The sequence below is a fragment of the Streptomyces sp. NPDC029466 genome (assembly GCF_055574515.1).
In genome coordinates this window covers 57,426-79,949 of record NZ_JBVHZH010000012.1, presented here as the reverse complement: position 1 = coordinate 79,949, position 22,524 = coordinate 57,426, and the positions used below count along the sequence as shown (strand labels likewise).

Sequence of the window (22,524 nt, the reverse complement as noted above, 5' to 3'; positions counted from 1 at the left end):
TCCTCGTTCATTGCTGCATCCACGCTCCGGCACTCAGGGCTGCGTCAGCACCCAGGCGTCCGGGGCGAGTTGTGGGGGCCGATGGTCGGGCGCGTCGTAGAGCAGGGACAGCCGGCGGCCGTGGTGGGTGTCGCGGTCCGGCTCGGCCATCGCCCTGGCCCGTTCCAGGCGCACCGCTTCGGGGACTTCGGCGTGGTCGGTGCCGTCGACCAGGGCCAGCAGGTCCTGGGCGATGTGCTCGCCGTGTTCGGCGCGGTGCCACAGCACGGTGTGCACGCCCGCCTGGACGCACTGCCGCAACAGCGTGCCGTGGTGGTGCGGTTCGCAGCACACGATGACCGTACCGGCGTCGCGGTGTACTTCCAGTTGTGCGCGGGCGACCTTGCGGTCGGTGTGCCGGTGGTCGAGGACCAGGCGTTTGGCGTGCGGCAGGGCGGCGGTGCGCTGTTTCCAGCCGGCGTAGCTCTCCCGGGAGCGCTCCGTGGTGCGCACCACCACCCGCCGGGTGATCCCGGGCGCGAACGGCCCGTCCTCGTCGCTGTCGGGCGATTCCCAGGAGTCGACGTCCAGACCGAGCCAGGCGGACGGCAGGAAGTACTCCACCAGGGCGGTCTCCGGGTCCTCCCGGACCTCGGTGCGCAGCACCCGGCGGATGTCGTCGACCACCTGCTCACTGCCCGCCTCGGCATCGCGGACCAGCGCGAGCCGGTGCGGCTGGCGGTCGGCGCAGGTCCAGATCTGGTACGTGAAGCGGCGTCCGGTCGCGGTGGGCAGCAGCTCCACCTGGACGCGGGGGGCCAGGGCCGCCGGGGTGCCGGTGGCCGGCCGGACGGGGACCGGGGTGCGGACCGGGGCCGCGGCGGCCGTGACATCGGCGCGGAACTGGCAGACCGCCGCTTCGTCGACCCCGGACCGGGCGGCGACCCGCTCGACCCAGGCGTCGAGGTCCTCGGCCGGGTACGCCCCGGCCGCGCGTTCGTCGACGCTGATCCGCACCACGCCCTGAAGCAGCGGGGGCACCGGCGCCCCGGTGGTGGAGCTGAAGCCCTCCAGGGCGTCCATCGCGTCGGCCAGGCCGGTGACGGCGGGCAGCTCGGGGGCGTGCGGCAGGACGCGTTCCAGGAGGTCGCGGGGGTCGGTACGGGTGCAGTGCGTCAACAGGCCGGAGAGGTCGCGGCGTTGGCGGGTGGTCAGGTATTCGGCGGGGCGGACCGTACGGGCGGCGCGGCGCAGGCGCTCCCAGTCCTCGCGGGCACCGTAGAGGCCGGGCCGGGCGTGCGGGTCATACGGGTCGGCGACCGGCGGCTCATGGTCCCGTACCAGGTCGAGGAGTTCGGGGATGCCCCGGCGGACGCCGGCCGCCAGGCCGACCAGCCGTTCCAGGTCGGCGGCGGGTCCGGCGGAGGTCCTGCCGAGCCGGGCGGCGAGCCGCTCCTCACAGGCGAGCACCGCCTCGCGGCCCTTCAGTACCCGCTCCAGCGCGGTGAGCAGCTGCTGGACCCCGCGCCGGGCGGTGGGCACGGCCGAGGGCGGCAGGGTGGGGAGTTCGGCCTCGATGGCGGGGACGCTGATGGCGTACATCGTCGTCGGCCGGGCCCCGGGGGCGGCCCCTTCCGGGGCCCGGTGCACGGCCGCCACCAGGCCGACGACGGCCTGCCGCTCGCGGTCCCACAGCGGCCCGCCGCTGAAGCCCTCGGTGACCTGCGCGCCGCCGAGCACGTCCAGCGCGATCCAGGGCGGGGCGGAGACCCGGGGCACGGCGCGCACCGTGGGCAGCGGATTGCCGCTGGCCCATAAGGCGATGGTCTCGTTGGCGTAGTTGTGCTGGAGGAACGGGGCCGGTTCGGCGCCCTCGGGTGCGGCGCCGGTCAGCTCCAGGACGGCGAGATCGCCGTGGTACGGCACCCGGCCGGGCTCGACGGGCGCGCTCCCGGCCGCCGAGGCCCGCGGCGGCACCCACATCTCCCGTAAGACCCGGGCGGTCAGGTCGCGTCCGGCCGCGACATGGGGCAGCCGGAGGGTGACGGTGTCGCCGGGGCCGGGGGTCTGCTGGGCGAAACGGTCCCTGCCCAGCGCGCTGTTGACGACATGGGCGCAGGTCAGGACGAGGCGTTCGGCGACCAGCACCCCGGCGCCGATGGCGTGCTCGCCGTGGCGTACGGAGGCGAAGGACTGCTGGAGCGGGGTGTCCGGGCCCGCGCCTGCGATCACGGGGCCGTCCCGCCGGGTTCCCCCGCGCTCCGGCCGAGGTTCCAGGTGGCCGAGACCTTGAAGCTCGCGTCTCCCTTTCCGGCGAACACCCCGAGGCTCAGATCTGAGCCGAGGGTGACACCGAACTCCACGGTGACCTCGTCGGGCCGGTGGCTGCCGGCGGCGATCGAGCGGTGGATCTGGCCGAGGACGCCGCCGAGCGGCCGCAGGGCCTCTTCGAGGGCCTCCCCGCCGCGGGTCAGCGCCCGGCCCATCCGGCTCTCCACGCTGACCGGCTGGGCGGAGCCGAACTCCTCGGGCAGCTCCAGCTCGCCGTCGGTGCCGGACTGCTGCCGTCCGTCGCCGGACGGCGGTTGTGCGCCGGAGTGTTCGTGAGTGCCCGGACGGCCGGTGGCGGCCGGCTCCTCGGCCCGCAGCCACACGACGGTCGCCTCATCGATTCTGAGAGCCACATCCCCCATGCCGGTCAGTCTGACATGAGCCGCCGGGCCACCGCCCGCACTTTCCCACCCTTTTTCCGCCACCGCACCCACAGTCACCTGCGAAAAGGGCACGGAAAGGGCAGGGAAGGGGCATCGCCGCGCTAGCCCTGGAGCACCGCGCGCGCCAACTGCCGGGACTGGGCGACGAGTCGGTCCTCAGAGTCCCAGACCTCGGCGTCCTCCTCCAGGAAGCCGCCGGCGAGGTTGCGGGTGGTGATGGCGACCCGCAGCGGGCCGGGGGCGGGGCGGCAGCGGATGTGGGCGGTCAGTTCGACGGTGGGGACCCAGCCGGACAGGCCCATCTCGAAGGCGGTGGGCGGCAGCGCGTCGACGGTCAGCAGGAGGGAGAGCGGGTCGGGTTCGCGGCCGTCGGCCAGGCCGAACCAGGCGCGCATCTCGCCCTTGCCGGAGGGGGCGCCGACGGCCCAGCCCGCGGTCGCCGGGTCCAGCCGGAGGGCGAGCCGCTCGGCGATGGCGGTGCTGCCGGGGATCGCGGGGCGGCCGCCGGGTGCACTGTCCGTACCCAGGCAGTGCTCGTACGGCGGGATGGCCGGGGGTTTGGCGGTGGTGCGGACGTCGTCGGGCAGCGCGCCGAGGTCGCCGTACGCGGCGAGCACCCGCAGCCGCTCGACCTCGCTGCCGTCCTCCGCGAACTGGACGAGGGTGGCGGTGCCGGTCGACATCGTGCGGCCGGTGCGGACCACTTCGGTGCGGATCACCGCGGGGCCGGGGACCGAGGCCGTGAGGTAGTGCGCGGTGACCGACATCGGGTCGGGGTGCGGGAGGGCGTCGCCCAGGGCGCGGCCCATGAGGGCGAGGAGGTAGCCGCCGTTGACCGCCTGGATGATCGTCCAGCCGGCGGAGAGGTGGGCGTCATAGACGCCGGGTGCGCGGCGGGTGACCGCCGTGTCGCGGTCGAACTCGCTGGTGCGGTGGGTCGCCAGAGCCATGGGTTGCACGCTACACGGGATGGTTACCGACCGGTAGTGTCAGTTTTTACGGCCTCGGGCGGAACCACTCCTTCCACGCCTGCGATGATGTGCGCCATGCTTCACGTCCTCTACCTGGCGGGTGTCGCGGCCTTCGCGGCGAGTGGGGTGCTGGCCGCCTATCGCGCCAACATGGACCCCTTCGGCGGGCTGGTGCTCGCCTTCGCCGCGTCCATCTCCGGCGGCACGCTGCGCGATCTCATCCTCGACCGGCAGCCGCTGTACTGGACGCACGACTGGGTACTGCTGACCGTGATCATCTGCGTCGGCGTGGGCACCATGATCTATCTGCGCTTCTGGCAGCTGCCGCACAAATCGCTGCTGGTGGTCGACGCGATTGGACTGTCCGTGGTCACGGTGATCGGGGCGCGCGCCGCGATCGGCGCGGGCGCCACCCCGCTCGCCGTGATCATCCTGGCGGTGCTGACCGGAGTCACCGGTGAGGTCGTCCGCGATGTGCTGTGCGGGGAGTTCCCGCCGCTGTTGCTGCGGGAGGACGTCTACGCGATCGCCGCGCTGGCCGGCGCCTGCTGCTACCTGCTGCTGGACCACCTCGGCACCGGAGCCACCCCCGCCGCCGCGATCTCGGCGGGGGTGGTCTTCGGACTGCGGATGGGGGCGGTCTACCTCGGGCTGCATCTGCCGCGGCCGCAGCAGCTGCGCCCCCGGGGCGGCGGGCCGGACGCCGGCTGACCGCAGCGCCCGGCCTACTCGGGCAGCGCCGGCTTGCTGTCCGTGGTCAGCCAGGCGTCGAAGAGGTCGTCCAGCTGCTGCCCGGAGATTTTCTCGGCGAGGGCGATGAACTGGGAGGTCTCCGCGTTGCCGTAGCGGTGGCGGGCGGTCCAGGCCGGCAGCAGCTCGAAGAACGCCTTGTCGCCGATCCGCTCCCGCAGCACCTGGAGCGTCATCGCGCCCCGGACGTAGACCGCGCCCGCGAACATGGTGTCCCGCTGCGGATCGGCGACCTTCACCTTCCAGAAGGCGTTGTCGGCCGGGATGCCGGCGTACTGCGCGCGGAGCGCGTCATGGGCGCTGCGGGTGCCGCGGTGCTCGGCCCACAGCCACTGCGCGTACGTGGCGAAGCCCTCGTTGAGCCAGATGTTCTGCCACCGCTTCACCGAGACCGAGTCGCCGAACCACTGGTGCGCCAGCTCATGGACGATGGTCGACTCGCTGCGCACCGCCGAGTAGACCGGCTTGGACTGCACCTCCAGGGAGAAGCCGGCCTGCGGCATGTCGTCGACGATCGCCCCGGTCACCTCGAAGGGGTACGGCCCGAAGACCTTCGACCAGTAGTCGGTGGCCTCCGCGGTGATGCCGTAGATGTCGACCTGGCCGGTGGGCAGGGTGGGGTCGGTGGCGACGTAGATGGGCGTGCCACCTGGCGTGGTACCCGTACGGACGTCGAACTTCCCGATGGTGGCGGTGGCGAGGTAGGTCGCCATCGGCCGGCTCTCGCGCCAGTGGGCGTACGAGCGGCCGTGCGCCTCCCGGGTGGCGACCAGCCGCCCGTTGGAGACCCCGGTCAGCCCCTTGGGGGCGTCGATGCGGATGTCGTAGGTCGCCTTGTCGCCCGGGTGGTCGCTGGAGGGGAACCAGGTCGAGGCGGCGTTCGGCTCGCAGGCGACGAAGACCCCGTCCTTGGTCTTCATCCAGCCGTAGTCGGAGCCGAAGACGATCGGGCCGCTCAGCGGCTTGGGGACGCCGTGGTAGGCGACGGTGACGGTGAACTTCGTGCCGTGGCGCAGCGGGAAGCCGGGACGGACGGTTATCTCGTCGCCGGATCTGCCGAAGTGGGCCCGACGTCCGTTCACCCGGACGCTGTCGACCGTCAGCTTCTGCAGATCGAGGTTGAAGGCGGAGAGGTTCTTGGTGGCACGGGCGGTGAGCGTGGTCCGGCCGTCGAGCCGGCCGCTGCCGGGCTGGTAGCTGACCCCGAGGTCGTAGTGCAGGGCATCGAAACCGCCGTTGCCCAGGGCGGGGAAGTACGGGTCACCGACGCCGGGGGCGCCGGGGGACGCGCCGGGAGCAGCGGCGATGGAGGCGGCCGAGGCCACGGCGGTGGCCAGGGCGAGCCAGCGGGAGGTGCGACGCGCAGAACGGGAGAGTGCCATGAGCCGTCCTTTCGGACACACGAACGGATGAAGAACAACCGCGCTGACTCTGCACCCTCCCGTGCCGCTTTGCCCGGGACTTTGCCAATTCCTCGGTGTTACTTACCAGTTGGCTCCTGGCCGGTCCCGCCGCCCCCGCCGGACGCACCGGCGGCCGGCGCCGGGTCGGGCGCGTTCTCGGGGTGGTGGCAGGCCACCTGGTGACCGGTCCGCAGCGCGACCAGCGGCGGCTCGGTGGTGGCACACACCTCGGTCGCCTTCCAGCAGCGGGTACGGAACCGGCAGCCGGACGGCGGGTTGATCGGCGAGGGCACATCGCCCGTGAGCAGGATCCGGTCGCGCTGGGTGCGCCGCTTGGGATCGGGCACCGGGACGGCGGACAGCAGCGCCTTGGTGTACGGGTGCATCGGCGACTCGTACAGGGCTTTGCGGTCGGCCAGTTCCACGATCTTGCCGAGGTACATCACCGCGATCCGGTCCGACACATGCCGGATGACCGAGAGGTCGTGGGCGATGATCACGTACGTCAGGCCCAGCTCCTCCTGGAGGTCGTCCATGAGGTTGACGACCTGGGCCTGGATCGACACGTCCAGCGCGGAGACCGGCTCGTCGGCGACCACCAGCTTGGGCTTGAGCGCCAGCGCCCGGGCGATGCCGATGCGCTGCCGCTGGCCGCCGGAGAACTCGTGCGGATAGCGGTTGTAGTGCTCCGGGCTCAGGCCCACCAGCTCCAGCAGCCGCTGCACCTCCTTCTTCACCCCGCCCTCGGGCTCGACGCCCTGGAGACGGAAGGGGGTGGAGACGATCCCGCCGATGGTGTGCCGCGGGTTCAGCGAGCCGTACGGATCCTGGAAGATCATCTGTACGTCCCGGCGCATCGGCCGCAGCCGGCCCGGGGACAGATGGGTGATGTCCTGGCCCTGGAACTCGATGGAGCCGCCGGTCGGTTCGTCGAGCCGGGTGATCAGCCGGCCCATCGTCGACTTGCCGCAGCCGGACTCGCCGACGACGCCGAGGGTCTCCCCGGGCCGTACGTCGAAGTCGATGCCGTCGACCGCCTGCACCGCGCCGACCTGCCGCTTGAGCAGGCCCTTGGTGATCGGGAAGTGCCGGACCAGACCGCGGACCTTCAGCAGCGGCGCGGCGTCGGCCGGGGCCTCCGTGGAGGCCCCCTTCTGGAGCGGGATCTTCTTGTTCTGGTCGTCAGTCGTCTCGGTCACAGCTTCGGCGCAATCTCTTCGGTCCAGATACGCTCCCGCTCCTCCTGCGACATATGGCAGGCGGAGGAGTGCCCTCCCCCGTCGGCTACGCCCCCATTGGCGGGGGTGCCCCCACTGCCGGCCTCGCGCAGCTCGGGGCGGACCGTACGGGTGAGGTTGTCCTTCGGCACATCCGCGTACGGGCAGCGGGGGTTGAAGGCACAGCCGGACGGGACGTTGATCAGGCTGGGCGGCGAGCCCTTGACCGGGATCAGCCGGTCCGTCTGGTCACGGTCGATGCGCGGCATGGACCCGAGCAGTCCCCAGGTGTAGGGGTGCCGGGGCTCGTAGAAGACCTTCTCGGCCGGGCCGCGCTCGACGCACCGTCCGCCGTACATCACCAGCAGATCGTCGGCGAGCTCGGCGACCACGCCGAGGTCGTGGGTGATGATGATGACCGCCGAGCCGAACTCCTTCTGCAGATCGCGGATCAGGTCCAGGATCTGCGCCTGGACGGTGACGTCCAGTGCGGTGGTCGGCTCGTCCGCGATCAGCAGCTCGGGGTTGTTCACCAGCGCCATCGCGATCATGGCGCGCTGGCGCATACCGCCGGAGAACTGGTGCGGATGGTCGTCGACCCGCTTGTCGGGCTGCGGGATGCCGACCCGGTCGAGCATCTCGACGGCCCGCTTGCGCGCGGTCTTCTTGTCCACGTCGTGGTGGACGCGGTAGGCCTCCATGATCTGGTTGCCGACCGAGTAGAAGGGGTGCAGCGCGGAGAGCGGATCCTGGAAGATCATCGCCATCTCGCGGCCGCGCAGCCGGCGCACCTCGTCCGGATCGGCGGAGACCAGCTCCTTGCCGTCCAGCCAGATCTCGCCGGACATGTCCACCTTGCTGCGCTGCTGGCGGGAGGCGCGGTGCAGGCCCATCACGGCGAGCGAGGTGACGGACTTGCCGGAGCCGGACTCGCCGACGATACCGAGCGTCCTGCCCTTCTCCAGGCTGAAGTTCAGGCCGTCGACGGACTTCACCAGCCCGTCGTCGGTGCGGAAGTGCACCTTGAGGTCCTTCACCTGGAGGAAGGCCGCCTTCCGCGGTGCTTCCCCGGTGGTGGCCGCGGCGGACCCGGCCGCCGCGGTCTCGGTCTTGTCCTCGGAGGAGTCGGTCACGAGAGCCTCACCCGCGGGTCGACGGCGGCGTACAGAACGTCCACCACCAGATTGCACAGGACGATGAAGAACGCGGCGAGCAAGGTGACGCCGAGAATGTTCGGCAGGTCGTTGGCGGTGATCGACTGGACCGCGAAGGCACCGACTCCCTGGAGGGAGAAGACCTGTTCGGTGATCAGCGCACCACCGAGCAGCAGGCCCAGGTCCATGCCGAAGACCGTGATGATCGGGGTGAGCGCGGCCCGCAGACCGTGCCGGACGACCACCTTGCGCTCCCGCAGGCCCTTGGCGCGGGCCGTACGGATGTAGTCCTCGCTCAGCGTCTCCAGCATGCCGGCCCGGGTGAGCCGGGCGTAGAGCGCGGAGTAGAGGAAGGACAGGGTGACCCAGGGCAGGACCAGGGTCCGGGCCCACAGGAACGGATCCTCCAGCAGCGGTACGTAGTCGCTGCGTTCGAAGATCGGCCACTGGTAGGTGAACAGGGCCAGCGCCAGCGCGCCGGTGAAGAACATCGGGAGGGAGACGCCGGCCAGTGCGACGCCCATCGCCATCCGGTCGAAGAGCGAGCCGGGGCGCAGCGCGGAGAGCACACCGGTGGCGACACCGGAGACGAGCCACAGCACGGCCGCACCGGCGGCCAGCGAGAGGGTCACCGGAAGCCGGGACTGGATCTCCGGCCAGACCTCGATATGCGTTTTGAAGGAGTAACCGAAGCACGGCACATGGCACTTGGCCGCTTCCGGACCGAATTTGTAGTCGACGCCGACGAAAATGCCCTTGAGGAAATCCCAGTACTGCTCGTACACGGGCTTGTCCAGGCCGAGATTCTTCTTCACCGCGGCGATGTCCGCGGGAGTGGGGGCCTTTCCGATGTACTGCTGGGCAAGCTGGTCGGTGCTCTGCCCGGCCAGCTTCGGCAACAGGAAGAAGATGCCGAAGGTGACCGCGCTGACGATCAGCAGCAGCACCACTGCGCTGATCAACCTGCGGATGATGTACGAGAACACGGGGATGCGGCGTCGGCGCCGCGGGCCGGCCGGAACCGGCCCGCGGACACCAATGCCTTCACCTGCCTTCCAGGGCTGCTACTTCTTGACGCCGATGTTGAGGTAGTCGTACTGACCGCTGAAGGCCGAGGTGGACACCAGGTTGGTGGCCTTGGGCGAGCGGTACATCAGGACCTTGAAGTAGGTGAGCGGAACGATCGCCGCCTGCTCCATCGTCTTCTTGTCGATCTCGGCGTACGCCTTCTCGCGGGCCGCCTTGTCGGTGTTGGCGATGGCGCTGTCGAGCAGCTTGTTGATCTCCGGGTCGTCCAGCTCCGACAGGTTGGTGTTACCGGACTGGCTGATCGCCTTGCCGTTGAGGATCTGCTGGAGGTAGCCGTAGCCGGTCGGGAAGTCCGAGCCCCACTGCATCATGATCAGGCCGACGTTGTTCTTCTTGTTGAACTTCGGCACACCGGCGTAGTCCGAGAAGTACTTGCTGGTCGGGTAGGACTGGATCTTGGCGGTGACACCGATCTTCTTGAGCGAGTCGATGACCGTGGTGGCCGCGTCGACCTCGTCCTGGCGGTCGTTGCGGGCCAGGATCGTGGTCGTGGCCTTACCGGCGCCGCACTTGTCCCAGTGCTTCTTGGCCTCGGTCAGATCCAGCTTGTCGCCGGCGTACTTCTGCGGGTACAGGTCGTACTTCTGGTAGCCGTCGATGTCGGTCGGCAGGACCGTGGAGGCCAGCTCACCGCGTATCGGACCGCCGAGCGAGGTCTGTACGGCCTTCTTGTCGATGGCGTACTGGACGGCCTTGCGGCACTCGATGTTGTCGAACGGCTTCACCTTGGTGTTGAGCGCCGTGTAGACCAGCCGCTGACCGAGCGTGTTGTCGGTGTTGGCCTTCTCCTTGGGGTCGGTCAGGAGCTGGGCCTGCGTCTGCCCGTCGACACCACGGCCGGCCAGGTCCACCAGGGTGTTACCGGACTTGAGGTCCTTGTCGATCGTCGACTGGGCGACCTTCAGATTCAGGACGATCTTGTCCGGCAGCTGCTTGCGCAGCGGGTCGGTCTTCGCGGACCACTGCGGGTTGCGGACCAGGGTGAGCTTCTTGCCCTCTTCGTAGCTCTCGAACTTGTACGAGCCGGTGGACAGCACGGACTTGGTGTAGTCGGCGCCCTTGTCCTTGGCCTGCGGGACCGGAGCGGTCTGCGGGGCGCTCACCAGGTAGTCGAACTCGGCGAACGGCTTCTTCAGGTGGAAGACGACCGTCTGCTCGTCCGGCGTCTCGATGGACTTCAGACCGGCCTTGCTCTTGTCCTTGTAGGGACCCTTGTAGCCGCCGTCGTTGTCCTTGAGGAACTGCTGGAAGTAGTTCGGGCCCAGCGAGAGGGTGTCGCGCGCGAAGTTGCTGCGCTCGACGGCGTACTTGACGTCCTGCGAGGTCACCGTGGAGCCGTCGTCGTACTTGACGCCCTTGCGGATCTTGTACGTCCAGGTCTTGCCGCCGTCGCTGGGCTTGCCCATCGACTCGGCGAGGTCCGGGACCAGCTCGTTGCCCTTGGGGCCGGGGCCCGGCTTGAAGGTGGTGAGCGGGCGTGCGTAGAGCCGGCTGAAGTTGTAGATGAAGGCGTAGTACGTGTTGCCCGGGTCGAACGACTCGGGGGCGTCGCTGATCGCGTAGGTGACCGTGCCGCCCTTCGCGTCCGAGGCGTTGACGATGCCCTTGGTGGCGGCGTTCGCCTCGCCCGAGCCTTCCGAGGAGCCCTTGCCCCCGCTGCAGCCGGCCAGCAAAAGGCCCGCACTGGTGATGGCCGCGACAGCCGCGACCGGAACTGACCTTCGCATTGGTCGGTGTCCCCTTCGTTCGTCGAGAAACGTCCGTACGTCGGTACGTGGGTACCTCGGTACGTCAGAACTGCAGAACTGCGAAAAACGCTGGTGAGACTTCTGAGCGGGTGCCAGGCACGGCCATCAGCGGCTGCGCGGATCCAGCGCGTCCCTCAGACCGTCACCGAGCAGGTTGAACGCCAGCACGGTGACGAAGATCGCGAGGCCGGGGACGATCATGTACTGAGGGTCGACCTCGTAGTACTTGACCGCCTGGTTGAGCATGCCGCCCCAGGACGCCTGGGGCGGTTGGATACCGACGCCCAGGAAGCTCAGCGCCGCCTCGAAGAGGATGTTGGAGGGGATCAGCAGCGTCGAGTAGACGATGATCGGACCCACCAGGTTGGGCAGCAGCTCACGGAAGAGGATGAACGGACCGCGTGCCCCCATGCCGCGGGCGGCGTCCACGAACTCCCGCTCGCGCAGCGACAGCGTCTGCGCGCGCACGATCCGCCCCATGTACGGCCAGTTGAAGAAGCCGATCACGAAGATCAGCACCGAGATGTGCAGCGGCAGGCCCTCCAGGCCGAAGGCGCCGCCCTGGAGCGAGGCGGAGATCGCGATGGCGAACAGCAGCAGCGGGAAGGCCAGGAAGACGTCCATCATCCGGCTGATGAAGGCGTCCACCCGCCCGCGGTAGAAGCCCGCGACCACACCGAGAACGGTGCCGATGGCGACCGACAGCAGGGTCGCGCCGAACGCCACGATCAGCGACACCCAGGAGCCCTCCAGGATCCGGGCGAGCAGATCGCGGCCGAACTTCGGGTCCACACCCAGGGGGTGGTCCCCGCTCATCCCGCCGAAGTCACCCTTGGGGAGCGTGGTGTTGGGGTCGATCAGCGACTGGTTGGGGTTGTTGGGGTCCAGCCCCAGCAGCGCCTGGATCGGGCGGGAGAGCGCGGCGAGGGCGATGAGCAGGATGACAACGATGGCACCGGCCACCGCGACCTTGTCCCGCCGGAAGCGCAGCCAGGCGATCTGACCGAGCGAGCGCCCCTCGATCCGCTTTCCTTCCACGCCTTTCAGCACCGCTTCCGGCTGCGCCTCAGCAGCTGCTCCGGTGGTCTCGATCGGTGCGGTCACGGTGCCTTTGACCCCTCTCGGCCGACAGTGGCCGGCCCCTGCCCCGCCGCGGTAGCGGCCTTCTTCACATCACTGGTGCAAGTCATGCAGGCATCGCGGAAGTTCGCGTTTTATGGAAATTCAAAAGGTGCGCGACGCCGTTCTCGGATGACGCTCGTACAAAGGCCCGACGGCCCTCTGCTGCCGGAGTCTTCATCCGATTCGCGATCAGTCACCAGCCCTGAAGGGGAAAGGATGCGTAACTGTGATGTGGTCCGCGACATTCCGTTATACGGACGAAAGTTCAGGCTGAGCGGTGTGTATACCCGTGAGAAGGGGGCTCAACTGCGGGGCGCTTGGGATGAATTCACCCCAAGCCCGGCGCCGGGACTGGCGCGCCGGGCGTCAGTACGGACGCGGGTAGCCGTAGCCGTAGGAGGGCGCGGGGGCCTGCGGCTGGACGTAGCCGTCACGGTCGAAGAAGGGGCGCGTGGAGGCCCGCATCCACATGCCGACGGGGTCGTACTCGTCGTTCATCGCGACCGTGGAGACGGGCAGACCGTCCGGAACCGCGCCGATCGACTGCTGGATCATCAACCGCACCGAATCCACCGCTGGTTGGCCGGTGTCGTACAGATCCAGACCGATCGCCAGATACGGGGCGCCCAGCGCGGGCTGCACCCACGCCCGGCGCAGCGACCGGACGGCGGGCGTCCGGTGCGCGTTCTGGGCCAGCAGCGCGTAGAACTGCGGGATGTCGATCACCGGCTCCGAGATCCGCAGCGGCCCGGCGGGCAGCCGGTCGAGGCCGCCGGCGATACGGCGCAGATCCAGCCAGGGGATGCCGACGCCGCCGCCGGGAGCATGCGGATTCAGCCACAGGCCCCAGCGGTCGGGGAAGAGCGCGGCGGCGATTTCGGTACCGGTGACCACCTCGTGGTCACGGTTCCAGCCGGACGCGGCGAGCTCGGGCGCCGAGGTCACACACGGCGCATAACCGAGGCCCTCGACCTCCATGTTTCCGTACTGCGCGTCGGGCATACCGGCCCGCCCCTGCCAGAGCAGCATCCAGACCTGGCCCGCGGCGAGCGATTGCAGCAGCGCCTCATAGGCGTCGTAACGTCCGGGCGAGACCTGCTGGAGCAGCTGCTCCAGCTGCCCGGCCGCCGCCGGCCCCTGATGCGCACCCGCGCTCACGTGGTCCGTCCCTTCTCTCCGCAGGGCACGTGAGGGTGCGCCCGCCTGTCATCCAACCAGCTTAGGGCTTGCCCTACGGGTGGTCCCGGGAGTAGAAGGGCCGCACCCGCTCCAGCATCCAGTCGGCGACCGGGTCGCCCTGGGCGAGGTCGAGCATCACGAGTTGTACGGGCCAGGGCAGCGGTACTGCGCCGAGCGCACGTCCGAGGGCTGACAGTACCGTCTCGCGGGCGGTGCCGTCGTGCAGCGCGGTGGCATCCGCCGCGACCTGAACACCGACGAACAGCGCGGGCGTGTCGCCCTCGACGCTTGCCAGGGCACGCCGGGCAGTCAGGACAATTCCGGCGCCGGAGAACTCCAGCCCGGCGGAGGCCAGGAAGTCCACCGGCTCGTCCTGCCAGTCCGGCTCGAAGAGCCGTACCCGGCCGCCGCTCGGCAGCCCCTCGAACTCCGGGTGCCCCGGCCGCCGCTCCCGGCACAGTTCGGCCACCGCGGGCGGCGGCAGCGGGACACCGACCGTGCCGTCGGGGTTGACCGCGATGCCGATCTGCGGCGGCAGACCGCGGGCGAACTCCCGGGCCGGGGCGACGGTGAAGGACATATGCGAGCCGATCACCCGCAGGAATTCCTGTTCGGAGCTGTAGACCGGGACGTAGTGCGCCCCGTCGAGCTCGACGGTGGGCAGATCGAGGCCGCGGGCGCCGGGACCCGCGCTCTCCGGGCCGCCGCCCTCGGGCAGCGGCACCCACAGCCGGCTACGGCCGAGGACCTCGACGATCCGGCCGCCGGCGCCCGGGTGTCCGACCGACGCGGACAGCACCTCTTCGAGCTCGTTCGCCGGCCATGCCAGCTGCGGTATCCCCTGCTCCGGAAATGTCATTCGTCCCACCCGTTCCAAACCGCGCCATCTGGCCAAAGACCCTAGACGAGAAGGCGCGCGATGTGGTGTGCGGGGGCGTGCCCGGGCGCATCAGTGGAAGGCGAGGGTCTCCAGCGCGCTCGCCGCCCGCCGGTCGAGGAGGACGGCGGAATGGAAGCCCTTCGGCAGCCGGGACGATTCCGCGGCGCCGACCAGCCGGCCCACCGCCCCGCGGTGCCGGGCGAAGGCGTACCCCGACACCCCGCGGCCCCGTGACTCCTGACCGGAAAGCGCCACCTCGGGCGCCACATCGAGCAGCACCAGATGCGCCCCGCGGCCGCCGCGCCGGGCCGCGCGCGCGATCCAGCGGCGCACCCACGCCAGCGTCCCGCAGTCGTGCACCACCACACTGGCGCCGGAGCGCAGCGCCCGACCCAGGGTCAGATAGTGGGCGGCCCGGACCAGCGGGCGGTAGAGCCCGTACGGCAGCCGGCGCAGCCTGCCGTGCTCCCAGCGCTCGCGGACGTCCTGGGAATCGATGCGGTGCACGACGGCGCCGTGCCCGTCCAGCGACGGCACGACCCGATGCATCAGGGTGCTCTTGCCGCTGCCCGGCAGGCCGGAGACCACCACCAGGTCGCCGGCCGGGAACCGCAGCTCGGTGGCGCCGGGCGGGCGCCGCTCGCCCCGCAGGTCCACGACCGCGGTGCGGCGTCCGGGCCGGATGACGGCCCGCCGCGCACGGCCGGGCCGGGACATGGCGGCGGACGGCGCCGTCGGCACGACGTCCGGGGGCACGACCCCTGAAGTCGCCCCGAATGCCGCTTCGCTGTGCACCGTGATCGCCCTCCCCGCCCGTTCTGGTCCGGTTCGCGTCCGTCCCCTACCCGCAGAGTGTCAAGAAAAGGTAATGCCCATCAAGGTGATTGTCCGATCTGCCCACGTCGTGGGCGGGGCGGCGGCGGGGGCTCCTTTATCCGGCGATCCCGTGCAATGATGTGGCCGCCACGTGCACATCACAGCTCACCTGTGCACCGCCAACTGCATACCGGCCGCTTGAACCCGCGCGGGAGAGTCCCCGGCCGCCACGGCGGGGCGCCGAAGGAGCAAGTCCTCCCTTGAATCTCTCAGGCCCCTATACCGCACGGGCGAGGCAGATCTGAAAAGCGAGCCGCTGCCCGGCTGACGGGGGCGGCTCCACCCAAGGTGCAAACCGGGTCCGTTCGCGGGATACCGGTGAACCTCTCAGGTTCCGATGACAGATGGGGAGAACGTCTTGTCACCCCTGCCTGGGAGCCCAGAACCATGACTGATGCCCCCCGCCGTACCGCGCTGGATGCCACCCATCGCGCGCTCGGCGCGACCATGACCGACTTCGCCGGCTGGGACATGCCGCTGCGCTACAGCAGCGAGCGGGACGAGCATGTCGCCGTCCGTACCCGCGCCGGACTCTTCGACCTCTCCCACATGGGTGAGATCACCGTCACCGGGCCGCAGGCCGCCGACCTGCTCGACTACGCGCTGGTCGGCAACATCGGCGGCGTCAAGACGGGCCGCGCCCGCTACACCATGATCTGCGAGGACAAGGGCGGCATCCTCGACGACCTGATCGTCTACCGCCTCGCCGACCAGGAGTACATGGTCGTCGCCAACGCCTCCAACGCCCAGGTGGTGCTGGACGCGCTCACCGCTCGGGCGGGCGGCTTCGACGCCGCGATCCGCGACGACCGGGACGCCTACGCACTGCTCGCGGTGCAGGGCCCGGAGTCCCCCGGCATCCTCAAGAAGCTGACGGACGCCGATCTGGACGGTCTGAAGTACTACGCGGGGCTGCCCGGCACGGTCGCCGGGGTGCAGGCGCTGATCGCCCGTACCGGCTACACCGGTGAGGACGGCTTCGAGCTGTTCGTCCGGCCGGCCGACGCGGTCGCCCTCTGGGAGGCGCTGACCGAGGCGGGCAAGGACGCCGGTCTGGTGCCCTGCGGGCTGTCCTGCCGGGACACCCTGCGCCTGGAGGCGGGCATGCCGCTCTACGGGCACGAGCTGACCACCGCGACGACGCCGTTCGACGCGGGCCTGGGCCGGGTCGTGAAGTTCGAGAAGACCACCAACGGCGGGGACTTCGTGGGCCGCGAGGCCCTGGCCGAGGCCGCCGAGCGCGCCGAGACCCGGCCGCCGCGCAAGCTGGTCGGGCTGATCGCCCAGGGCCGCCGGGTGCCGCGGGCCGGATACCCGGTCGTCACGGCCGACGGCACGGTCATCGGCGAGGTCACCTCCGGGGCCCCGTCCCCCACGCTCGGCAAGCCGATCGCCATCGCCTATGTCGACGCGGCCTACGCCACCGCGGGCACGGAGGGTGTCTGCGTGGACATCCGTGGAAGCCATGAGCCGTACGAGGTCACCGCGCTGCCGTTCTACAAGCGGCAGAAGTAACCGTTCCTCCACGGCAGGCGGCGGCGCGCGCCCGCGCGTCTCACCGCGCAAGACGTTCCCCCGGACTTCGTCCGGGTGGTGCCCCCCTTCACGATCACACCCTCGCGTACAGGAGAATCGAGCCATGAGCAACCCCCAGCAGCTGCGCTACAGCAAGGAGCACGAGTGGCTGTCGGGCGCCGAGGACGGCGTCTCGACGGTCGGCATCACCGAGCACGCGGCCAACGCGCTCGGCGACGTCGTCTACGTACAGCTCCCTGAGGTCGGCTCCACGGTCGCGGCGGGCGAGACCTGCGGTGAGCTGGAGTCGACGAAGTCGGTCAGCGACCTCTACTCGCCCGTCGACGGTGAGATCGCCGAGATCAACGAGGATGTCGTCAACGACCCCTCGCTGGTGAACTCCGCCCCGTTCGAGGGCGGTTGGCTGTTCAAGGTGAAGATCAGCGGCGAGCCGGGCGACCTGCTCTCGGCCGACGAGTACGCCGCCTTCATCCAGAGCTGAGCCCCCGGCTCTCCCCCGCTCCCGGGCCTGCCCGGACGGGAGCCCCGACCGCCACCGCCCGCGCGGAAGCTCCCCCGGACCCCGTCCGGTAAGGCCCCTCGCGCCCCTGACTCCCCAGGAACACTCATGTCGCTTCTCAACAGCTCCCTCCATGAGCTCGACCCCGACGTCGCCGCCGCCGTCGACGCCGAGCTCCACCGCCAGCAGTCCACCCTCGAAATGATCGCGTCGGAGAACTTCGCTCCGGTCGCCGTCATGGAGGCCCAGGGCTCCGTCCTCACCAACAAGTACGCCGAGGGCTACCCCGGCCGCCGCTACTACGGCGGCTGTGAGCACGTCGACGTGGTCGAGCAGATCGCCATCGACCGCATCAAGGCGCTCTTCGGTGCCGAGGCCGCCAACGTCCAGCCGCACTCGGGCGCCCAGGCCAACGCCGCGGCCATGTTCGCGCTGATCAAGCCGGGCGACACCATCCTGGGTCTCAACCTCGCCCACGGCGGGCACCTGACCCACGGCATGAAGATCAACTTCAGCGGCAAGCTCTACAACGTGGTGCCGTACCACGTCGACGAGAAGACCAACCTGGTCGACATGGAGGAGGTCGAGCGCCTCGCCAAGGAGCACCGCCCCAAGCTGATCGTGGCCGGCTGGTCCGCCTACCCCCGCCAGCTCGACTTCGCCGCCTTCCGCCGGATCGCGGACGAGGTCGGCGCCTACCTGATGGTCGACATGGCGCACTTCGCCGGTCTGGTGGCGGCGGGCCTGCACCCCTCCCCCGTGCCGCACGCCCACGTGGTCACCACCACCACCCACAAGACCCTCGGCGGCCCCCGCGGCGGTGTGATCCTCTCCACCCAGGAGCTCGCCAAGAAGATCAACTCCGCGGTCTTCCCGGGCCAGCAGGGCGGGCCCCTGGAGCACGTGATCGCCGCCAAGGCCGTCTCCTTCAAGGTCGCCGCCTCCGACGACTTCAAGGAGCGCCAGCAGCGCACCCTGGACGGCGCCCGCATCCTGGCCGAGCGCCTGGTGCAGGACGACGTCAAGCAGCACGGCGTCTCGGTCCTGTCCGGCGGCACCGACGTCCACCTCGTCCTGGTCGACCTGCGCGACTCCGAGCTGGACGGCCAGCAGGCCGAGGACCGCCTCCACGAGGTCGGCATCACGGTCAACCGCAACGCCATCCCGAACGACCCCCGCCCGCCGATGGTCACCTCCGGCCTGCGCATCGGCACCCCGGCCCTGGCCACCCGTGGCTTCCAGGCCGAGGACTTCCGCGAGGTCGCCGACATCATCGCCGAGGCCCTCAAGCCCAGCTACGACGCCGACGCCCTCAAGGCCCGGGTCACCGCGCTCGCGGACAAGTTCCCGCTCTACCCGTCGCTGTGACCCGTCACCTCCGCTGAACCCCCGCCCCGCCGCCATCCGGCGGGCGACGGGCCACGGAGCGTGAGCCCGGGGCCGACCGCCCCGGGCTCACGGCCACCGGCCCGGCTCCTCCCCTCCCGCAGGTCCCGGCGGTTCCCGGTGAGACCTGCGGCACACCGTGCCGGCCCGGCGGACGGCGACAGCCCCGCCACAGCACCGGTCCAGCGGGCCCCGGCCCGCACTCGCTTCCGGACGCCGGACCGCCGCCCACGCGGCCACCGGGCCCCCGACGGCCCGGCCCCCACACGGCCGGCCTCCGGTTCCGTATCCACCCCGACACCCACTGTTACCCCTGACGACGGGCGCCCGAGGGTTTCCGTCCGACGGCGCTGCGCCGCGTCCGCGTTACGCTCGACAAACGGCGCAGAAACACCCCCTCCTGCCCCATAGCTCCACCGTCCACCACGAGCAGACAAGGGAGTCCGCCCCCGTGGCCATCTCCGTCTTCGACCTCTTCTCCATCGGCATCGGCCCCTCCAGCTCCCACACCGTCGGCCCGATGCGCGCCGCCCGGATGTTCGTCGGACGCCTCAAGAAGGACGGCCTGCTCTCCCAGACGGTCCGCGTCCGCGCCGAGCTCTTCGGCTCGCTCGGCGCCACCGGCCACGGCCACGGCACCCCCAAGGCCGTCCTCCTCGGCCTCGAAGGCCACTCCCCCCGCACCGTCGATGTCGAATCCGCCGACGACGAGGTCGAGCGCATCCGCACCACCAAGCGGCTGCGCCTGCTGGGCGCCGAAATAGGCAGCGCCCACGAGATCGACTTCGATGAATCGACCGAGCTGATCCTGCACCGCCGCCGCGCGCTGCCCTACCACGCGAACGGCATGACGCTCTTCGCCTACGACGCCGCGGACGCCCCCCTGCTGGAGAAGACGTACTACTCGGTGGGCGGCGGCTTCGTCGTCGACGAGGACGCCGTCGCCGGCGAGAACCCGATCGTGCCCGACGACACCGTCCTGACCCACCCCTTCCGCACCGGCGACGAGCTGCTGCGGCTGGCCCAGGACACCGGTCTGTCGATCTCCGCCCTCATGCTGGAGAACGAGAAGGCCTGGCGCACCGAGGACGAGATCCGCGCCGGGCTGCTGGAGATCTGGCAGGTCATGCAGTCCTGTGTGACCCGCGGTACGAGCCGCGAGGGCATCCTGCCCGGCGGGCTGAAGGTCCGCCGCCGCGCCGCCCACTCCGCCCGCCAGCTGCGCTCGGAAGGCGACGCCACCGCCCGCGCGATGGAGTGGACCACGCTCTACGCGATGGCCGTGAACGAGGAGAACGCGGCCGGCGGCCGGGTGGTCACCGCCCCCACCAACGGCGCGGCCGGCATCATCCCCGCCGTTCTGCACTACTACATCAACTTCGTGCCCGGCGCCGACGAGGAGGGTGTCGTCCGCTTCCTGCTCGCGGCCGGCGCCATCGGCATGCTCTTCAAGGAGAACGCCTCCATCTCCGGCGCCGAGGTCGGCTGCCAGGGCGAGGTCGGCTCGGCCTGCTCGATGGCCGCCGGCGGCCTCGCCGAGGTCCTCGGCGGGTCCCCCGAGCAGGTGGAGAACGCCGCCGAGATCGGCATGGAGCACAACCTCGGCCTGACCTGCGACCCCGTCGGCGGCCTCGTCCAGATCCCGTGCATCGAGCGCAACGGCATGGCCGCCGTCAAGGCCGTCACCGCCGCCCGGATGGCGCTGCGCGGCGACGGCCGCCACCACGTGTCCCTCGACAAGGTCATCAAGACCATGAAGGACACCGGCGCCGACATGAGCGTCAAGTACAAGGAGACGGCGCGGGGCGGGCTGGCGGTCAACATCATCGAGTGCTGAGAGGGTGCCGGGCCCGGCCGCGCGTCGTCGACGACCGTGTCCTGGCCCGGCACCCGGGATCGGGGCGCCGTGCGGAAGCGGACACGGCGCCCCGAGGCGTATCAGGTGACCGGGAGCGGGGTGGCCGGGGCCGGCGGCGGCCAGGGCGGTGACCCGGGGCTATCTGCCGATCTCCCAGGCGAAGGGCGGGAGTTCGCGGGCCCGGGAGTAGACCTCCAGGGCCTGCGGCGCGGGGACGAAGGGGTGGACCCGGGCGCCTTCGAGGCCGGCCAGCAGGCGGGCGCAGTGGTGGACACAGCCGGCGGACTCCCGGCCGTGGCGGTCGACGATGGTGGCCGCGTCCCGCGGTCCCTCGCACGGCGTGGGGTCCTTGGCGGCGGCGGCCGGGCAGCGCCCGTGGGACGCGGCGGGCGCACCGGCGGTGCGCCACGGCGGTGGGGTGTCGAGTGGCTGGTTCATCGGTGCGTTCCCCCTGGTGGTGCGGTGGTACGTGCCGTGAGCGGCGCCGTGGCCGGATCGCTTCGCCGTCCCGGCGCCCAGGACAGTGCTGCTCGGCGCGGGACCTCTCCATGCCGCCTTGGCGAAGACCTGGTCCGATCGTCAGCTCTTCATGGGAATGGGTGCCGTGGGGCGGCCGGGCGCCGGGCCGTGGAGGCGCGGCGGCGCGTACCGGCCCGGTCAGGCGCGGTCCGGGCCGCGGAGCGCGAACGGCTCCAGAAGCAGCGCGAGAGCGAGCAGTCCGGCCGCCAGGAACCAGCCGCCGAGGACATCGCCGGGCCAGTGGACGCCCAGGTAGACGCGGGTGAGGCCGACTCCGGCGGCCCAGAGGGCGAGCACCACGCACCAGGTGCGGGCCACGGCGGGGCGGGCGCGCCGGGCGATGCCCCAGGCCAGGATTCCGGCCGCCAGCGCCGAGGTGGTGGCGTGGCCGGAGGGGAACGCGTATCCGGAGGCGGGACCGGTCCAGTCGGCGGCCGGCGGGCGGGGGCGGGCGAGCAGCTCCATCAGGCCGTAGCGGATCGCCTGGCCGGCGGCGAGGACGACGACGGCACAGCACACCGCGCGCAGCCGCCCGCGCGCCCGCCGGCCGGCCAGCAGACCGGCGAGCACCGCCATCAGATACGGGACCGGGCCACTGCCGGTGGCGGTCAGCGCGCCGGCCATGGAGCGCGCGGGCTCCCCGCGGTGCGCGGCGGACCAGCGGACGGCGGCCTGTTCGGCGGCGAGCGGGACGCCGTGCCGTACGGAGACCGCCACGGCCGTGGCGGCGAAGAGCGCCGCGCAGGCCGCGGCGACGGTGAGGAGGGCGGCGGTATCGCGGCGCGGGGGCGGCGCCGGCCGTGGCGCTTCGGCCGCCGGCCCCGGTCCCGATTCCGGTCCCGGCCCCGAGGCGGTCACCGCGCGGCCACCGAGGGGTGCGGGCGGGTGGTCCGGAGGCCGGTTGCGGCATACGGGGCGACGGCGGTGCCGAGCGCTTGGGACCGCGTGGACAGGGAGCCGGCTTCGCCCCCGTTCACGGTCTGGGCAGCCCTTCTCACCTGCGGAAAGGCGGCGGCTACGGCCATGTCGGCGGCCCCTCGGACAATGGGTTGCGGGCCTGCCGTGCGACCGGCCCGACCGACTACCGTCACATCGACGGTCTACGGCACTGTAACGGTCTACGGCACTGTGGACGACGAACAGGTGGAGGGCGTGCCATGGCGGAGACAGCACCTGTGCGGCGGCGCCCGTCCGGCGAACTGGAGGCGAGCGTGCTCGCGGCGCTCTGGGCGGCCGAGGGCCCGCTGAGCCCCGCCGAGGTGCAGAGCGCCCTGGGCGGACGGCTCGCGCGCACCACCGTCACCACGATCCTCACCCGGCTGCATGACAAGGGGGCGGTGTCCCGCTCCCGGGCCGGCCGGGGCTTCGCGTACTCGCCCCTACAGGACTCCGCGGGGCTGACCGCCCGGCGGATGCGCAAGGAACTCGACAAGCAGCCCGACCGCGGCGCCGCGCTCGCCCGCTTCGTCTCCCAACTGGCCGGTGAGGACCAGGACTTGCTGCGGAATCTGCTCGGAGGGGCGGGGGGCGGTGTACCTGCGTCTCCCCCGTCGTGACCGGAGCCGGATGACGAGTGCGGCGGCGGTGACGGTGCCCGGGAAGACGTATCCGCGCTGGGCGTCCCGGGAGGGAAAGGGGAAGGGT

Annotated in this window: 20 protein-coding genes and 2 riboswitches; of the genes, 6 read left to right on the top strand and 14 right to left on the bottom strand. The window is 71.1% G+C overall.

The features are described from left to right. Positions 1–33: 33 nt before the first annotated feature. The 3 genes from ACZ4XD_RS12550 to ACZ4XD_RS12540 all read right to left on the bottom strand — a co-directional run bounded on the left by ACZ4XD_RS12550 (position 34) and on the right by ACZ4XD_RS12540 (position 3,643). On the bottom strand, positions 34–2,211 hold the full coding sequence (locus ACZ4XD_RS12550; protein WP_468041224.1) for a VMAP-C domain-containing protein: 2,178 nt from the start codon (positions 2,209–2,211) through the stop codon (positions 34–36). Beyond that, positions 2,208–2,672, bottom strand: coding sequence for a CU044_2847 family protein (locus tag ACZ4XD_RS12545; RefSeq protein WP_468041222.1), 465 nt, complete (start codon positions 2,670–2,672; stop codon positions 2,208–2,210). The genes ACZ4XD_RS12550 and ACZ4XD_RS12545 overlap by 4 nt, the downstream gene beginning before the upstream one ends. Before the next feature lie 122 nt (positions 2,673–2,794). Then, on the bottom strand, positions 2,795–3,643 hold the full coding sequence (locus tag ACZ4XD_RS12540) for a thioesterase family protein (RefSeq protein ID WP_468041219.1): 849 nt from the start codon (positions 3,641–3,643) through the stop codon (positions 2,795–2,797). Between the two features lie 96 nt (positions 3,644–3,739). On the opposite strand from ACZ4XD_RS12540, the gene ACZ4XD_RS12535 reads away from it, so the two are divergent. Then, positions 3,740–4,375, top strand: a complete 636-nt coding sequence (locus ACZ4XD_RS12535) for a trimeric intracellular cation channel family protein (RefSeq protein WP_468041217.1) — start codon at positions 3,740–3,742, stop codon at positions 4,373–4,375. Between the two features lie 14 nt (positions 4,376–4,389). Here ACZ4XD_RS12535 and ACZ4XD_RS12530 read toward each other — a convergent pair whose 3' ends face one another. From ACZ4XD_RS12530 to ACZ4XD_RS12490, 9 genes are all read right to left on the bottom strand, one after another. Next, positions 4,390–5,796, bottom strand: coding sequence for a M1 family metallopeptidase (locus ACZ4XD_RS12530; protein ID WP_468041215.1), 1,407 nt, complete (start codon positions 5,794–5,796; stop codon positions 4,390–4,392). A gap of 98 nt (positions 5,797–5,894) precedes the next feature. Continuing rightward, entirely contained in the window at positions 5,895–7,016 is a 1,122-nt protein-coding gene (locus tag ACZ4XD_RS12525) for an ABC transporter ATP-binding protein (protein WP_468041213.1), read from the bottom strand. Further along, the gene (locus ACZ4XD_RS12520; protein ID WP_468041211.1) at positions 7,013–8,167 is read right to left on the bottom strand and encodes an ABC transporter ATP-binding protein; all 1,155 of its coding nucleotides are present in this window, start codon (positions 8,165–8,167) and stop codon (positions 7,013–7,015) included. Before ACZ4XD_RS12520 ends, ACZ4XD_RS12525 begins: the two co-directional genes overlap by 4 nt. Next, positions 8,164–9,174 (bottom strand): ABC transporter permease, encoded by a 1,011-nt coding sequence (locus tag ACZ4XD_RS12515; RefSeq protein WP_468041209.1) that lies wholly within the window; start codon positions 9,172–9,174, stop codon positions 8,164–8,166. The genes ACZ4XD_RS12520 and ACZ4XD_RS12515 overlap by 4 nt, the downstream gene beginning before the upstream one ends. Positions 9,175–9,252: 78 nt before the next feature. Next, the gene (locus ACZ4XD_RS12510; protein WP_468041207.1) at positions 9,253–11,004 is read right to left on the bottom strand and encodes an ABC transporter substrate-binding protein; all 1,752 of its coding nucleotides are present in this window, start codon (positions 11,002–11,004) and stop codon (positions 9,253–9,255) included. Positions 11,005–11,130: 126 nt separating this feature from the next. Then, positions 11,131–12,129: an ABC transporter permease gene (locus ACZ4XD_RS12505; protein WP_468041205.1), complete on the bottom strand. Its 999-nt coding sequence runs from the start codon at positions 12,127–12,129 to the stop codon at positions 11,131–11,133. 384 nt (positions 12,130–12,513) lie between these two features. Then, on the bottom strand, positions 12,514–13,305 hold the full coding sequence (locus tag ACZ4XD_RS12500) for an enhanced serine sensitivity protein SseB C-terminal domain-containing protein (protein WP_468041203.1): 792 nt from the start codon (positions 13,303–13,305) through the stop codon (positions 12,514–12,516). 73 nt (positions 13,306–13,378) lie between these two features. Beyond that, entirely contained in the window at positions 13,379–14,185 is an 807-nt protein-coding gene (locus tag ACZ4XD_RS12495) for an enhanced serine sensitivity protein SseB (RefSeq protein WP_468041201.1), read from the bottom strand. Positions 14,186–14,275: 90 nt separating this feature from the next. Further along, the gene (locus ACZ4XD_RS12490; RefSeq protein WP_468041199.1) at positions 14,276–14,962 is read right to left on the bottom strand and encodes an AAA family ATPase; all 687 of its coding nucleotides are present in this window, start codon (positions 14,960–14,962) and stop codon (positions 14,276–14,278) included. A gap of 259 nt (positions 14,963–15,221) precedes the next feature. Continuing rightward, positions 15,222–15,317: riboswitch (glycine riboswitch) on the top strand. Next, positions 15,318–15,436: riboswitch (glycine riboswitch) on the top strand. 33 nt (positions 15,437–15,469) lie between these two features. Here ACZ4XD_RS12490 and gcvT point away from each other — a divergent pair. The 4 genes from gcvT to ACZ4XD_RS12470 all read left to right on the top strand — a co-directional run bounded on the left by gcvT (position 15,470) and on the right by ACZ4XD_RS12470 (position 20,340). Next, a complete protein-coding gene (gene gcvT, locus ACZ4XD_RS12485) occupies positions 15,470–16,597 on the top strand; it encodes a glycine cleavage system aminomethyltransferase GcvT (RefSeq protein WP_468041197.1) in 1,128 nt (375 codons plus the stop codon). A gap of 124 nt (positions 16,598–16,721) precedes the next feature. Next, entirely contained in the window at positions 16,722–17,099 is a 378-nt protein-coding gene (gene gcvH, locus ACZ4XD_RS12480; RefSeq protein ID WP_042149008.1) for a glycine cleavage system protein GcvH, read from the top strand. 126 nt (positions 17,100–17,225) lie between these two features. Further along, positions 17,226–18,485, top strand: a complete 1,260-nt coding sequence (gene glyA, locus ACZ4XD_RS12475; protein WP_042149005.1) for a serine hydroxymethyltransferase — start codon at positions 17,226–17,228, stop codon at positions 18,483–18,485. Positions 18,486–18,954: 469 nt separating this feature from the next. Further along, positions 18,955–20,340 (top strand): L-serine ammonia-lyase, encoded by a 1,386-nt coding sequence (locus ACZ4XD_RS12470; RefSeq protein ID WP_468041194.1) that lies wholly within the window; start codon positions 18,955–18,957, stop codon positions 20,338–20,340. Positions 20,341–20,499: 159 nt separating this feature from the next. On the opposite strand, the gene ACZ4XD_RS12465 is transcribed toward ACZ4XD_RS12470, so the two are convergent. After that, positions 20,500–20,799, bottom strand: coding sequence for a hypothetical protein (locus ACZ4XD_RS12465; RefSeq protein WP_468041192.1), 300 nt, complete (start codon positions 20,797–20,799; stop codon positions 20,500–20,502). Positions 20,800–21,018: 219 nt separating this feature from the next. Beyond that, positions 21,019–21,738, bottom strand: coding sequence for a phosphatase PAP2 family protein (locus ACZ4XD_RS12460; RefSeq protein WP_468041190.1), 720 nt, complete (start codon positions 21,736–21,738; stop codon positions 21,019–21,021). Positions 21,739–22,037: 299 nt separating this feature from the next. On the opposite strand from ACZ4XD_RS12460, the gene ACZ4XD_RS12455 reads away from it, so the two are divergent. After that, entirely contained in the window at positions 22,038–22,436 is a 399-nt protein-coding gene (locus ACZ4XD_RS12455) for a BlaI/MecI/CopY family transcriptional regulator (RefSeq protein WP_468041188.1), read from the top strand. Positions 22,437–22,524: the final 88 nt, after the last annotated feature.